Genomic DNA, 14766 nt, shown 5'->3' with positions numbered 1-14766 from the left:
CCGTGACGATGGCCATGGCGGCCGAGAAACCGCCCGCCGTGAAGAAGTCCGGCGGAGCCTTGAACTGCTTGTAACTCATGGAGACCATGGCTTCGTTCACCGGGTTCTTGGGAATGCCGAAGTAATAGTAGGTGGCGCCCTCCATGCCCGGCAGATTCTTGTAGGCCGCCATGGCGGGCAGTATGTTGCCGCCCGTGGCGATCTCGATGCCGTAGCGCTTGAGGTCCATGTCGACGATCTTGAAGGGGTTGCCGGCACCGGCCCAGACAATCCAGATCACCTTCCTGCCCGGAACATCCTTGAGCCTGTCGATCAGGCGCTGGGCCCCGGCCGTGAAATCGGTGGTGGCGGCGGGCAGGTACTCCTCATGCACCAGCTTGCCTTTTTTGACCGCTTCCTTGAAGGCCTTGACGCCATCGCGACCGAAGGCATTGTCCTGGGCCAGCGTCGCAATCGTCACGCCGGGCCTGTCGATGGCCACGGCATTGCTGATCGCGTCCTGGCTGGAGTTGCGGCCCGTGCGGAAGATGTACTTGTTCCACTTGTCGCCGGTGATGGAATCGGCCACGGCGGGCTCGACGATCAGGATCTTCTTGTACTCCTCGGCCACGGGCAGCATGGCCAGCGCCACGCCCGACGCGCTGGGGCCGACAGCCAGATCTGCCTTGTCGTCCGAATAGGCTGCGGCCAGCAGGCTCTTGCCCAGATCGGGCTTGCCCTGGTCATCCTTTTCGATAAGCACCAGCTTCTTGCCTGCCACCGTCATGCTGCCGCCCGTGGCATATTCAAGCCCCATCAGCAGCCCGGCCTGGGTCTGCTTGCCGTAGGCCTCCAGCGGCCCGGTCTTGCTGTAGACATGGGCAATGCGGATTTCGGATTGCGCCAGGGCGCCGGGAACATGAACCACCATGGCCGCCAGAACGGCCGCCTGCAGCAGGCTGCGCTTGTGCATGTGTTGTCTCCTTGAGGATGGATGCGGTGTGTCCGCTTGTCTTTCTATGGTGTGCAGACAGCAGTCTTCGTGCCAGTCCGGTTTTCCTCTGAGGAGCCGCCATACGCAGCTCCATATCGACTGAAAATCAGGCAATAAATGTCTTTAATTCAGACAGTGACTGATTTCAATACAAATCAACAACCGCCTTAGGGCTCGTCTCTGGCTTTGTTCAATCCGCCATGAAAAAAGGATCACCGGAGTGATCCTTTTTTCATGCGGCATCGCGTTTTCTGTCCAGCTCCAGCAGCCGCACGGCGTTGTCCTTGAGAATGCCGGGCATGACCTCGGGCTTGAAGCCGGCGACCTCGAAGTCCTTCATCCAGCGCTCGGGCGTGATCAGCGGGAAGTCGCTGCCGAACAGCACACGGTCCTTGAGCAGGGTGTTGGCGTACTGCACCAGCTGCTTGGGGAAATACTTGGGACTCCAGCCCGAAAGATCGATCCAGACATTGGGCTTGTGCAGCGCCACCGAGATCGCCTCGTCCTGCCAGGGAAAGCTGGGATGGGCCATGACGATCTGCATATCGCCGAAGTCCACAGCCACGTCGTCCAGCAGCATGGGGTTGCTGTAGGCCAGGCGCAGACCGCCGCCGCACTTCATGCCGCTGCCGATGCCGCTGTGGCCGGTGTGGAAGATGGCGGGCAGCTTGTAGTGGTTGATGACCTCGTAGATGGGCCAGGCCATGCGGTCATAGGGATGGAAGCCCTGCACTGTGGGATGGAACTTGAAGCCCTTGACGCCGCATTCGGTGATCAGGCGCTCGGCCTCGCGCGCGCCCATCTTGCCCTTGTGCGGGTCGATGCTGGCGAACGCCACCATCATGTCGCTGTTCTCGCGCGCGGCATCGGCGATCTCTTCGTTGGGGATGCGGCGGCGACCCAGTTGCGCCTCGCTGTCCACCGTGAACATCACCAGACCGATCTTGCGCTCGCGGTAATAGGCAATGGTTTCGGCGATCGTCGGGCGCAATGAGCTGCCGAAGTATTTGTCGGCCGCGCGGTCGTACTCCTCGCCGTAGCTGTCAAAGGGATTGCGGCAGCTGACTTCCGCATGGGTGTGGAAATCGATGGCGATCAGATCTTGATGGTTCATGGGTGGGTCTGCTTTGGGTATTGAGTCAAATCAGCCTCAAGCGCCTGTCACGCCTGCGGTACCTGCTCTCGAAATTGAATGAAGAAATCAATGCTGGATGGATTGGCCATGGCATCGGGGCTGGCCACCTTGGCCGCGTCCGCGCCCAGCAGCAGCTTGCGCACCGGCACCTCCATCTTCTTGCCGGTGAGGGTGCGCGGAATCTCGGCCACCTGAACCACCACATTGGGCACATGACGTGCCGAAGCCTTGGTCTTGATGGCGTTCTTGATCTGGGCGGTCAGCTCGCCCGTCAATGCCTGGCCTTCGGCCAGAGTCACGAACAGCGGCATGAAGGAAGGTCGACCCAGATATTCAAGGTCGACCACCAGGCTGTCCTTGACGGCGTCGAGCTCCTCGACGACACGGTAGATCTCCGCCGTGCCCATGCGTATGCCGAAGCGGTTGATGGTGCTGTCCGAGCGTCCGTAGATCACGGCCGTGCCGCGCTCGCTGAACTCGATCCAGTCACCATGGCGCCAGCAGCCGGCAAACACGTCGAAATAGCTGTCGTGGTAGCGCGCCCCGCTCTTGTCGTTCCAGAAGAACACGGGCATGGAGGGCATGGGCTCGGTAATCACCAGTTCGCCGACTTCGCCGACCACGCTCTGCCCCTGTTCGTTGAAGGCATGGGCGGCCACGCCCAGTTCGCGGCACTGGATCTCGCCCGCGTTGACGGGCAGTATGGGCGCGCAGGCCACAAAGCCCGAGGCGATATCCGTGCCCCCGCTGATCGAGGCCAGCCACAGATCTCTTTTGACGTTCTCGTAGACCCAGGCATAGGCATCGAGAGGCAGCGGCGAGCCCGTGGAGTTGATGGCACGCAGCTTCTCGAACTGGCGCCCCTTCTTCGGCGAGACGCCATCCTTCATGCTCTTGGTGAGGAAGGCCGCACCGCAACCGAAGATGCTGACCTGGTATTGGTCGATGAAGTCCCAGAGCGCATCGTCGCTCGGCGCCGTTGGGTTGCCATCGGACAGAACCACGGTCGCGCCAGCCAGCAGGCTGCCTATCATCAGGTTCCAGACAATCCAGCCCGTGCTGCCCAGGAACATGAAACGATCGCCGGGCAACACGTCGTGCTGCAGGCGATTGGTTTTGAGATGGGTGAGCACGATGCCGCCATGACTGTGCACCATGGCCTTGGGCAGGCCGGTGGTTCCCGAGGAGTACACCACCCACAGCGGATGGGAGAACGGCAGGCGCTCGAACTGCAGCGGCGCTGCATGGCACGTTGCATCGGCCCAACTCATGCAGTCACGCCAGGGCACGGCCGCGTGTTCGGCATCGCTGCCGAACAAGGGCCCCGGCACATGAATCACCCGGGCAATATCGGGCAGACCCTGGAGCACCTCGTCCAGCACTTCACGGCGATCGAACTGCCTGCCGGCATAGGTATAGCTGTCGGTGGCAAAGATCAGCTTGGGTGCGATCTGCTGGAAGCGGTCCAGCACCACGGATACCCCCATCTCCGGCGCGCAGCTGGACCAGATGGCGCCGATGCTGGCACAGGCCAGAAACGCCACCACGGTCTGAGGCACATTGGGCAGATAGGCCACCACGCGATCGCCACGCACTATGCCCAGACCGCGCAGGCTTGCCGCCAGGGCGCCCACATCGCGCTGCAGCTGTTGCCAGGAGACTTCGACCGGGGTCTGGCCCTCGCAGCGCGCAATGATGGCCGGACGCTGGTCGCTGGCCTGACGGAAGATGTGTTCGGCATAGTTGAGCCGGGTTTCGGGAAACCACTCGGCACCCGGCATCTTGCGGCCGGCCAGCACCTGCGTCGGGTCACCATCGGCCTGAATGTCGAAATAGTCCCAGACGGAGCGCCAGAAGCCTTCGATATCCGTCGCCGACCATTGCCACAGCGCTTCATAGTCGGAGAAGTCATGGCCACGGCTGTCGCGCAGCCAGTCCATGTAATGCCACAGGCCGCTTTGCTCCTGCTGCTTCTGCGTGGGCCTCCACAACTCCTGCCCTTGTACCAATGCCATGCTGTCTCCGGACTTAAATTAGATATTTTTTATAACTATAAAAACAAACCAAGTCCTACCCACCAAGGGCAATCCCTAGCATGGCTCAGAAATTCAGCTTCTCGAGCCGGTCGTAGAGCTTGGCGCGCGATATGCCGAGCGTCCTTGCAACGGCCAGCTTGTTGCCTCCATGAGCCTGCATCGCGGCCCTTATCGCACGGGCTTCGAGCTCGGCCATTTGTTCGGCGAGCGGCTTGAGCAAATCGCCCGTCGTAGCCATGGGTTCCTGCGCCAAGGGCTGCCGGTGCGGAACCTGCAGCTCTACCCCGGACGAGCGCAGCACCTGTGCCAGCAGGCCGGCATCAATGTGCGAGTCATCGCAGCGCATGGCTGCTTGCTCCAGCACATTGCGCAGTTCACGAATATTGCCGCGCCAGGCCTGTGCGACCAGCAATTCCAGCGCCCCCTTTCCCAGCTCCGGTGGAACCATGTCATTGCGCAGCGCCAGGTCCTCGCAGAGCATTTCCACCAGGGCCGGGATATCGCTGCTGCGCTCGCGCAGCGGCGGCACGCGCACGGGCAACACATGCAGCCGGTAGAACAGGTCTTCCCGGAAACGCCCGTCGCGCACCATCTGCAGCAGATCCCGAGAGGTGGCGGCCACCACGCGTACATCGAAATGCACGATCTGGTTGGAGCCCAGCGGCTCGATCTCTCCCTCCTGCAAGGCCCGCAGCAGCTTGGCCTGCAGACTGGCGGGCATGTCGCCGATTTCGTCGAGAAACAGGGTGCCGCCATCGGCGAGCTTGAACTTGCCATCGCGCGTCTTGCGGTCGGCTCCGGTGAATGCGCCCGGAGCCACGCCGAAGAATTCGGCCTCCAGCAGCGTTTCGGGAATGGCCGCGATATTGACGCTCACAAAAGGACCGGCAGACCGCGCCGATGCGGCATGGATGGCATGGGCCAGCACCTCCTTGCCAGTACCGGTCTCGCCCAACAGCAGCACCGGACTCATGGACTGGGCCGCCCGTCGCGCCTGGCGCTTGACCTCGACCGCAGCCGGGCTGCTGCCCACAAAGCTGGCAAAGCTGTATTTGCTGCGGCGCGAACCCTGTACGGACGCCTGCAGGCTGCGGCTGCGCTGGGCAGCCAGCTCGCGCCGCGCTTCATCGAGATCGCGCTGCAGCATCGCAAACTTGCTGATCAGCGGCTGCAAGGTCGTCTCGGGCTGATCGAACAGCACAATGCCGATGGCACCGATCACGCCACCTTCATCGTCATGCAGCGGCAGGCGGCTGACGACAAAGGTTCCGGCGCTATTGGTCAGTAGATCGATCAGGACCGGCTTGCCGGTCTCCAACACGCTGCGCATCTGCGTGTTGGGGATGACCTCCTCCACCTTATGCCCGAGAAAATCGCCCACACCGGCTACTCCCAGGCGTGGCAAAAAACGCTCGTAGCCTTTGTTGACCCAGACAATGCGCCCGCTTCTGTCGACCAGAAACATGCCCTGGCTCATTGACGAGAACAGCTGAAACATGGACCGTGCCGCCAATGCATAGATGCCGTCGGCATCGTCGGGCAGCTCGCAAGCGAAATCGTTGGGTAGCCGTTGGCTCATTTCCATCATTGCGCCATGGTAGGGCGACATTGCCCCAAAACCATCGGCACAGACCTCCAGCTAGCGCATTCAAAGCAATGCTTTAGCCGGCCTCCATAAAAAAATCCCCTGTCCAGCTCACCGAACAGGGGATATGAATGCAACGGGCTCCATGCGTACAGCACCCGCAGCAGGCTAGGAAACGGGACTCAGGCGGCGCTTGCCTCCCGGGCCTGCTTGGCCTCCGACAGGCGCTTGAGCACACGGGGAATGATCAGTACGGCCAGCACGATGATGATCAGCGTCAGCGACATGGGGCGCTGCAGGAAGATCCACCAGCTGCCTTCGCCAATCGACACTGCATTGCGCATCTGCGCTTCCGCCAAGGGGCCGAGGATCATGCCCACCACCACGGGAGCGGTGGGGAAGTCGAAGCGGCGCATAATCACACCGAGCAAGCCAATGCCGTAGAGCAGGAACAGATCGAACGCGCTCTGGCGCATGCCGTAGGCACCGACCGTTGCAAAGATCAAGATGCCGGCATACAGCTGAGGACGCGGAATCTTCAACAGCTTGACCCACAGACCCACCATGGGCAGGTTGAGCACCAGCAGCATCACGTTGCCGATGTACAGCGAGGCAATCAGCGCCCAGACCAGGGCCGCCGAGCTGGTGAACAGCTGGGGGCCGGGGTTGATACCGTAGTTCTGGAAGGCGCCCAGCAGCACGGCCGTGGTGTTGCTGGTGGGAATACCGAGCGTCAGCAGCGGAATCAGGGCTGCGGTCACGGTGGCATTGTTGGCAGCCTCCGGACCGGCCACGCCTTCGATGGCGCCCTTGCCGCCGAACTCGGCCTTGTCTTCGCCCTTGGCCAGCTTCTTCTCGGTCGCGTAGCTCAGAAAGGTCGGGATCTCGGTGCCGCCAGCGGGAATGCAGCCAAACGGTGTACCCAGCAGCGTGCCGCGCATCCAGGCGGGCCAGGAACGCTTCCAGTCACGCTTGGTCATGTGCACACGGGTCAGCTTGTTCTGCGACTCCTCGACCTTGCCTTCATACATGGCGGCATACAGCACTTCAGCCACGGCAAACAGACCCACTGCCACCAGCACGATGTCGATGCCGTCCAGCAGTTCCATCTTGCCGCCGGTATAGCGCGCGGCACCGGAGATCTGATCCATGCCGATGCAGCCTGCAGCCAGGCCGACAAACAGCGCCGTCATGCCGCGCAGCGAGCTTTGGCCCAGCACGGCGCTCACGGTGGTGAAGGCCAGCACCATCAGCATGAAGTACTCGGGCGGGCCCAGCTTCACGGCAAAGTCAGCGACATAGGGAGCGAACAGGGTCACCACCACGGTGGCAAAGGTCCCCGCGACAAACGAGCCGATGGCGGCGGTTGCCAGCGCCGCGCCCGCTCGGCCGCTCTTGGCCATCTTGTTGCCCTCCATGGCCGTGACCATGGACGCCGTTTCGCCGGGCGTGTTCAGCAAAATCGAGGTGGTCGAGCCGCCATACATGGCACCGTAGTAAATGCCGGCAAAAAAGATCATGGATGCCGTCACATCCACCTTGGCGGTGATGGGCAGCAGCATGGCCACTGCCACGGCCGGGCCGATACCGGGCAGCACGCCCACAGCCGTACCCAGGGCACAGCCCACCAGAGCCCACAACAGATTGACGGGCGTGATGGCGGTGGCAAAGCCTGCCATCAAAGCATTGAAGATATCCATTACAGCCACCCCGTCTGAGTCAAGCCAGGCAGATTGATTGCCAGGAACTGAGTAAACATCCAGAAAACGGGCGCTGAAATCAGCAAGCCAGTGATCACATCCTTCACCCAGGTACCGATTTCAGAGGCCTGAGGCTGATGCGCGGCGCGGCGCAGGCCCTGCACGGCCAAGACATAGCAAATCGTGCAGCTGAAGATAAAGCCGACGGTTCCAATCAAAGCCGCATTGATCAGCAGACCTGCAGAAACCCAGACAAAAGACAATATATCGGCCTTGGCATGGCCGCCAGGATCCGCCGCATGGCGAAAGCCGCCGCTCCGAGCTTCCCAGATCAACAGCGCACCGCAAACGGCCAGCACGATGGCGCACAGCCAGGGCAGAAAGTTGGGGCCGACGCCGCCATATCCCGAATCGGAAGGAATCTGCAGTGCGCCGACAGCCAGGCCGACAGCGACCAGCAGCACGCCCGAACCGACAATGGTTTGCGCTCTTTTGGACGGTACATTGGGGCTTTGCGGCTCATCGGGGTCTGCATAGGCCGAAACCTGTGCGGCCTCCGCTGCCCGGGCCAGATCTTGGAATGAATCAGACATGATGAATGTGTTTGATTTCAATGGTTTTCGGAACCCGTCAGAGCAAACTTGCCAGCAGCTCTCACGGCATCATGGGGTTGCACAAACCCTGGCTTGCGCCGTCAGGGGCAGGCCATCAATCAGTGCGGGGGAAAACAGCAGGACACAACGCGATCAGGGCTGAAGTCGCCAGCCCTGTACCATGTCCCTGGAGCATGTTCACGCGCCAGAGGCCGCTGCAGAACGCAGCGGCCTGGTGATCATCAGATCATGCCGGACTTGGCCATGGTGGCGCGCAGGCTGGCGAACTCGTCATCCACGAACTTGCCAAAGGCATCGCCGCCCAGCCAGGCAGGTGTCCAGTCGTTCTTCTGCAGCGCTTCGGCCCAGGCCTTGCTCTTGGTGGCTTTTTCGATCTGGGCGACCAGTTCGTCGCGCTGGGCCTTGGAAATGCCGGGCGCGCCATACACACCGCGCCAGTTGCCGATTTCCACATTGATGCCCTGCTCCTTGAGCGTGGGAATGCTGGAGGCCGCACCCTTGAGGCGTTGAGCCGAAGTCACGCCGATGGGCTTCATCTTGCCGGTTGCGATGTATTCCGCAAACTCGCTGAAGCCGCTGCCGCCCACGGTGACGTTGCCGCCCAGAATGGCGGAGATGGCCTCGCCGCCCCCACGGAAAGCCACGTAGTTGATCTTGGCTGGGTCCACACCCACTTCACGGGCGATCATGGCCGCAGCAATGTGTTCGGTGGAGCCGCGCGAGCCACCGCCCCACTTGATGGAGCCAGGGTCCTTCTTGAGCTGGGCCACCACTTCCGCCATGTTCTTGTAGGGCGAATTGGCGGGCAGCACAAACACGTTGTACTCGCTGGTCAGGCGCGCCAAAGGCGTGGCCTGGCTCAGGTTGACGGGAGGCTTGCCGGTAATGATGCCGCCCAGCATCACGGCGCCCATGACCATCATGGCATTGGGATCGCCCTTGCTGCCGTTGACGAACTGGGCCAGACCGATGGCGCCGGCAGCGCCACCCTTGTTGTCATAGGTGACGGAAGAAGCTACACCTGCGTCCTGCAAGGCCTTGCCCAGGGCACGGCCTGTCGTGTCCCAGCCGCCACCAGGGTTGGCGGGCAGCATCATCTTGATGGCTGCCGCTGCCTGGGCCGACAGGGGCAAAGCACCGGCCGCCGCCAGGGCTGCCAGAGACTTCAGAAACGTATCACGACGCATGATGTACTCCTTATGTAGTTGGTGAATGCAATCATGGACAGCCTGCCTGTCAAACGGCTGTCCAATCACCTAGGGCTATCCCTTAAGCAAGCCCGGTAGTTTCACGACTTGTCTTCGCATTCGCAGCGCAGTGCTATGTTCGGCCCCATGCAATTACTGCTTGTTGAAGATGATTCCGCCATGCGCACCACGCTGCAGCGCACCCTGATGCGCCGCGGGCTGCATGTGGATGTGGCGGCCGACGGCCCCAGTGCCCTTGCTCACTGGCAGACCCGCGAACCCGATGCCGTGGTGCTGGACCTGAGCCTGCCCGGCCTCGACGGCCTGCAGGTGCTGGAGCGCGCCCGGGCCCTGGGCCTGCGCACACCGGTACTGATACTGACGGCACGTGGCACCGTGGGCGACCGCGTCATGGGGCTGAACGCCGGTGCCGACGACTATCTGGCCAAGCCCTTTGACCTCGACGAACTGGAAGCACGCCTGCGCGCCCTGCTGCGCCGCAGCCAGGATAGCTTCACACCCAGATCGGCCTCTGAAGTTATCACCCTGGGCGCATTGCGCTATGAAAAGGAAAGCGGCGCCATTTATCTCGACGACAAGGTCCTGGAGCTGACCCCGCGCGAGCTGTCCATGATGCATGCGCTGCTGGCCCGCCCCGGCCATGCGGTCACCAAGGAGCGGCTGTTCAGTCTGGTCTTCCCCGGCGAGGTCGATGTGCAATACGAGGCCGTGGAAGTCGTGGCTTACCGGCTGCGCAAAAAGCTGGGCGGCACCGGCGTGCAACTGGTCACGCTGCGCGGACTGGGCTATCTGGTCAAGGCCGAGGCGGCCGCATGACAGCCGCTGCGGCCAAAGCGCGGCTCAAGACGGCCTGGTCGCTGCGGCGCCTGCTGCTCACCGGCATCTTGCTGCCTGTGCTGGCGCTGATTGCCCTCAACGCCTGGAGCCTCTATCAGCAAACCCTGGCATCGCTGCACACGGCTTACGACAGAACCCTGCTGGCCTCGGCCAAAAGCATCAGCGAGCAAATCGGCGTCACGGGATACGACGATCAGGCACAGTTGCGCGCCATCGTTCCCTATTCGGCACTGGAAATTTTCGAGGCTGACAACCAGAGCCGCATGTTCTACCGCGTCTCCACGCTGGATGGACAGTTGATCTCCGGCTTCGAGGAACTGCCAGTCTGGAACGGCAGGATTCCGCAGCGCCCGCCCTATGCGGCGCTGGTGGACTTCTACGACGACGAGTTTCGCGGTCACCCCGTGCGCGTGGCCGTGCTGCTGCAGCCGGTTGCCAGCGCCAACGGACGCGGCATGGCCGTGATCCAGGTGGCCGAAACCCTGGAACTGCGCGAATCCCTGGCCTTGCAGATTCTGCGTGACACATTGATTCGTCAAGCCCTGCTGGTGCTGGTCGTCGCCCTGATCGTGATCATCGTGGTGCAGCGCGCCACCCAGCCCATACGCCAGCTCAGCCAGGACCTGCAAGGCCGTGCCCAGGGGGATCTGAGTCCGCTGGCTGCGCCCGAGGTCCCGCGCGAAGTCCAGCCCCTGCTGGAAGCCACCAACCAGACCATGCAGCGCCTGCAAGGCCTGCTGAGCAATCAGAAGCGCTTTGTGCGCGACGCCTCGCACCAGCTGCGCACGCCGCTGGCCGTGCTCAAGGTTCAGGTTCAGTCAGCCAAGCGCGGCGATATTCCACCGGTCCAGGCCTTTGCCGAGATTGACGACACGGTGGACCGCGCCACCCGCGTCGCCAATCAGATGCTGGCCCTGGCCAAGGTCGAGCAGCTGCGCCAGGAAGACAGCAACCAGAGCAGCGCCATGCTCGCCCAGCTCGACGATATCGTGCGCGACGTGGCGCTGGAGCTGTCGCCGCTGATTGCCGATCACGACATGGACTTCGGCATCGAAACCCAGGCCTGCTGCGTGGCCGCCCATGAATGGATGCTGCGCGAGCTGACCCGCAACCTGCTGCACAACGCCATACGCCACACCCCCAGGCACGGAAGTCTGCAGATCGATGTGCGCGCGCACGACGGCATGGCGCAGCTGAGTATCGAAGACAGCGGCAGCGGCATCGACGATGAACTGGCTCAGCGACTGTTCCAGCCCTTTTCGGCGGGCAATACGCGCAGCGGCTCGGGCCTGGGCCTGGCCATCTGCCAGGAGATCGTGCAGACCCTGGGCGGCCAGATCGAGCTGCGCAACCTGCACGACGAACTCGGCCGCGTGCGTGGCCTGCAGGCACTGATTCAACTGCCCCTGCACAATGGCGATGCCCAGGACATGGATACTGCTCTGACTTGAATCGCCATCCCTTCACGCCGCAAAATACCGATATGAGTGAAACTGAATCCATGCGTCTGGACAAATGGCTGTGGTGCGCGCGGTTCTACAAGACCCGCAGCCTGGCTGTGGAGGAGATTGGCAAGGGCCGGGTCACGGTCAACAACGCCAATGCCAAGGCCTCGCGTGAAATCCGCCCGGGCGACCACATCCACCTGCGCCAGGGCAATATTCCCAGGGAAGTCATAGTGCGCGGGCTGAGCGGCATGCGTGGCCCGGCACCCGTGGCCCAACAGCTATACCAGGAAACGGCGCAAAGCATTGCCCAGCGCGAACAGCTGGCCGAGCAGCGCCGTCTGGCACCTGAGCCCGCCGAAGCACTGGCGGCCCAGCACACCGGCCGCCCCACCAAGCGCGACCGCCGCGAAATCGACCGCGTGCAGCACAACAGCGGCTGGGGCGACCGCTGGAGCGCGTCCATTGATGACTGAAAACCTTCGCGCATGAAGCGCAGGCTGCTGATCTCCACACTCTCCACCCTGGCAGTTGCGGCAACCGGCGCCTTGAGTTGGTCGTGGCTGCGCAAGCGTCAGGGCAGTACCGAACGTCGAGCCGTGATCCAGATGGTCTTCAGCCAGGCGCTGCCGCCGCTGAGCGCCCAGCATCTGCAGCTGATGCGCCTGCTGCGGGTGCAGTGGATGCCCGTAGAGTCTGGGGCACCCGGCTTCAATCCTGTGCAGCCCTTCGGCGGCGATCTGTCCACCCTCGACACGGCCCAGCAGGTGCTGCGCATTCACGATCCTGCTCTGGCCACCAGGCTCCTGGCCGAGGTCTGCCTTTGGCTGCCGCAGTTTGTGGCCACCGCCACCTTGGCGCCCGGTCGCTATGCCTTGCCGCCCGACTTCTCAGGTCAGGCGCCAGACAGCAGCTTCGACTTTCGTCCCGAACACCTGACGCTGCTGCATGCCGCCCTGTGGCGAGAAGTCGGTACCGATGACCTGCCTTATGTCTTGGCCGAGGAGGAAGACGGCCAGGCGATCTGGCCCTTGCCCTATATCGACGGCAAGCGGCCGTATGGCGACCGCAGCTACTACCAGATCGACATGGCCGACATTCTGGGCAAGCCCTATGCCAGGAACGCACAGGGCCAGTACATTTTGCCGCCTCAGAAAGATGAGGCGCTCAAACAGCTGCATCTGCAAACCCAAGCCGCGCTGCAGATCCTGCTCATGCATGGAACGCCCTCAGGGATCCGAAGCTTGGCGACGTAAGCAGGGACAGGACTGTGGCAAAGTCCACCTCTCATAAAATATGAGCATTTAGCGCTTTATTACAAAGCTTTTCAGGAAACTTTCACCTTGAAAAGCTTTCAAATCTTGCGCAAGCAGCTCTTATTCAAGTAGCAATCACTCCTCCTCGATGACGGCCAGACTCGCTCTTGCGCCTGGGCTGCTGGCACTCTTTTCATCTTCCTCGGCCTTCTTCGCGCATGTCTTCCGCTTTTTCAGCACCACACTCCTCTTTCTCCTCACGATCCCCACTATGGCTGCGCCATGCCGGCATCGCAATGCTGGCCATCGGCAGTGTGGCCTGCTCCGCCCGGATGCCTGTCCCCTCGGCAGCGGCCAGCCCCGCATCGCTCATCCAGGTCAGCAATCCCACGCGCAGCACCCAGGGCTTTGAGCAATGCCCGCAGTTCTTTGCCAATGGCAAGGCCCCCGTGCTCAGCGATCAGCCCAAGCTGCGTGCGCTGTGCTATGACGCTTTTGCCGTGCTGCACAGCGGCCAGAGCAAGACGCCCGTCTTCGTCGCCCAACGCCTGAACAAGGCCCTGGTCGCCGATGCCGACGAAAAGCGCACCAACAAGTTCTACAGCGATGCCCGCCTGCCTCGTGATGAACGCGCCGAGTTGGACGACTACAAGCGTTCCGGCTACTCACGCGGCCACATGGCTCCCGCTGGCGACATGCCGACCCCACAGGCTATGGCCCAGAGCTTCTCGCTGGCCAATATGGTGCCCCAGTCCATCAAGCAGAACGGCGGCCCCTGGGCCCGCATCGAAAAAGACACGCGCAGCTATGCGCAACGGGCTCAGGGCGATGTCTACATCATCACCGGCCCGGTCTTTGATACCAATGCAGCCTCCGTCGGCCACAACCAGGTGCGTGTGCCCAGCTTTCTCTACAAGCTGGTTTATGACGCTCAGAGCCAGCGTGCCTGGGCGCACTGGCAGGCCAATGATGATGCGGCCCGTGTCACCGAGCCCATCAGCTACACGGAGCTGGTGCGCCGCACCGGCATCGAATTCCTGCCCGGCGCTGCGCTGCAAGCCTCGGGCAAGCTCCAGCAGACGTCCATGCTCCCTGCGCAGAGACACTGATTTACCGTGTCCCCAATCAAAAAGCCTGCTGGCGCAAGCCAGCAGGCTTTTTATCTTTCTCTGCCCTACTTGCCCGGCTTGAACAATTCCAGCTCATCCGCCGTAAGCCAGCGCCATTGGCCAGGCTCCAGCTCTGCGGGCAACTCCATGCCGCCGATTCTTCTGCGATGCAGACCTTCGACCCGGTTGCTCACAGCCGCAATCATGCGCTTGACCTGGTGATACTTGCCCTCGGTCAGCGTCAGATCCAGCACATGGCTATCCACCTGCTCGCAGGCCGCTGCCTTGACGGGCTTGGGATCATCATCGAGCACGACACCATCCAGCAGCCGCTGTATCTGCTTGGCATCCACTGGATGCTTGCAAGTCACCCGATAAACCTTGGAGACATGCTTTTTGGGCGACGACATGCGGTGGATGAACTGGCCATCGTCGCTGAGCAGCAGCATGCCCGTCGTATCCTGATCCAGGCGCCCCACCGCCTGAACACCTTGCACCGCCCCTTTGTTGGGTCGTTGACGCAGCGGAGCTGGCAGCAAGGTGTAGATGCTGGGATAGGCCGATGGCTTTTGCGAGCATTCGGTGCCAGCAGGCTTGTTCAGCAGCACATAACCCAGCTCGTGATACTCCCACTCCACGCCTTGCACCTTGAAGCGCAGACCTTCGGGATCCACCTGCTGGGTGGAATCCAGGACCTTCTCCCAGTCAGAAGTCTGCGGGTTCCACAGTTCCACCCAGCCTTGCTGCACCAAGCCGGAGCAGACACGGCGAATGCCAAAGCCTTGTGAATACAACATGTCCTGCAGCTGCATGCTCATCCTTTCCATGTCCACTACTGCGCAAGCAATATCAAGAATACCGATTGATC

13 protein-coding genes are annotated in these 14766 nt (G+C 62.1%); 5 read left to right on the top strand and 8 right to left on the bottom strand.

Annotated features, from left to right (window positions below):
* The 7 genes from Cth01_RS21975 to Cth01_RS21945 all read right to left on the bottom strand — a co-directional run.
* Nucleotides 1-952, bottom strand: a 952-nt coding sequence (locus Cth01_RS21975; protein WP_045840415.1) for a substrate-binding domain-containing protein, incomplete at its 3' end; no start/stop codon positions are given.
* A 253-nt stretch (nucleotides 953-1205) separates the two neighbouring features.
* On the bottom strand, nucleotides 1206-2087 hold the full coding sequence (locus Cth01_RS21970; protein WP_034357944.1) for an amidohydrolase family protein: 882 nt from the start codon (nucleotides 2085-2087) through the stop codon (nucleotides 1206-1208).
* Between the two features lie 47 nt (nucleotides 2088-2134).
* Nucleotides 2135-4123, bottom strand: coding sequence for an acetoacetate--CoA ligase (locus Cth01_RS21965; RefSeq protein ID WP_034378259.1), 1989 nt, complete (start codon nucleotides 4121-4123; stop codon nucleotides 2135-2137).
* A gap of 85 nt (nucleotides 4124-4208) precedes the next feature.
* Nucleotides 4209-5723, bottom strand: a complete 1515-nt coding sequence (locus tag Cth01_RS21960; protein ID WP_045840417.1) for a sigma-54 interaction domain-containing protein — start codon at nucleotides 5721-5723, stop codon at nucleotides 4209-4211.
* 188 nt (nucleotides 5724-5911) lie between these two features.
* Nucleotides 5912-7429, bottom strand: a complete 1518-nt coding sequence (locus Cth01_RS21955) for a tripartite tricarboxylate transporter permease (protein ID WP_003068815.1) — start codon at nucleotides 7427-7429, stop codon at nucleotides 5912-5914.
* Nucleotides 7429-8022: a tripartite tricarboxylate transporter TctB family protein gene (locus tag Cth01_RS21950; protein WP_003068813.1), complete on the bottom strand. Its 594-nt coding sequence runs from the start codon at nucleotides 8020-8022 to the stop codon at nucleotides 7429-7431. The genes Cth01_RS21955 and Cth01_RS21950 overlap by 1 nt, the downstream gene beginning before the upstream one ends.
* Before the next feature lie 242 nt (nucleotides 8023-8264).
* Nucleotides 8265-9230, bottom strand: a complete 966-nt coding sequence (locus tag Cth01_RS21945; protein WP_034357938.1) for a Bug family tripartite tricarboxylate transporter substrate binding protein — start codon at nucleotides 9228-9230, stop codon at nucleotides 8265-8267.
* Between the two features lie 135 nt (nucleotides 9231-9365).
* Between Cth01_RS21945 and Cth01_RS21940 the strand changes: the two genes are divergently transcribed.
* The 5 genes from Cth01_RS21940 to Cth01_RS21915 all read left to right on the top strand — a co-directional run bounded on the left by Cth01_RS21940 (nucleotide 9366) and on the right by Cth01_RS21915 (nucleotide 13898).
* Complete coding sequence (locus Cth01_RS21940; RefSeq protein WP_045840414.1) at nucleotides 9366-10067, top strand: response regulator; 702 nt, start codon at nucleotides 9366-9368, stop codon at nucleotides 10065-10067.
* Nucleotides 10064-11539 (top strand): sensor histidine kinase, encoded by a 1476-nt coding sequence (locus Cth01_RS21935; RefSeq protein WP_045840413.1) that lies wholly within the window; start codon nucleotides 10064-10066, stop codon nucleotides 11537-11539. Before Cth01_RS21940 ends, Cth01_RS21935 begins: the two co-directional genes overlap by 4 nt.
* Before the next feature lie 32 nt (nucleotides 11540-11571).
* Nucleotides 11572-12009, top strand: coding sequence for an RNA-binding S4 domain-containing protein (locus Cth01_RS21930; RefSeq protein ID WP_045840416.1), 438 nt, complete (start codon nucleotides 11572-11574; stop codon nucleotides 12007-12009).
* A 12-nt stretch (nucleotides 12010-12021) separates the two neighbouring features.
* Nucleotides 12022-12789, top strand: coding sequence for a hypothetical protein (locus Cth01_RS21925; RefSeq protein WP_045840412.1), 768 nt, complete (start codon nucleotides 12022-12024; stop codon nucleotides 12787-12789).
* Between the two features lie 296 nt (nucleotides 12790-13085).
* On the top strand, nucleotides 13086-13898 hold the full coding sequence (locus tag Cth01_RS21915; RefSeq protein ID WP_045840411.1) for a DNA/RNA non-specific endonuclease: 813 nt from the start codon (nucleotides 13086-13088) through the stop codon (nucleotides 13896-13898).
* 65 nt (nucleotides 13899-13963) lie between these two features.
* Here the strand turns inward: Cth01_RS21915 and Cth01_RS21910 are convergent, their stop codons facing one another.
* On the bottom strand, nucleotides 13964-14710 hold the full coding sequence (locus tag Cth01_RS21910) for a 16S rRNA pseudouridine(516) synthase (RefSeq protein WP_034358020.1): 747 nt from the start codon (nucleotides 14708-14710) through the stop codon (nucleotides 13964-13966).
* Nucleotides 14711-14766 lie beyond the last annotated feature (56 nt).

Source organism: Comamonas thiooxydans (assembly GCF_000964545.1).
Taxonomy (GTDB): domain Bacteria; phylum Pseudomonadota; class Gammaproteobacteria; order Burkholderiales; family Burkholderiaceae_C; genus Comamonas; species Comamonas thiooxydans.
This window is presented reverse-complemented; position numbering and strand designations above follow the sequence as displayed.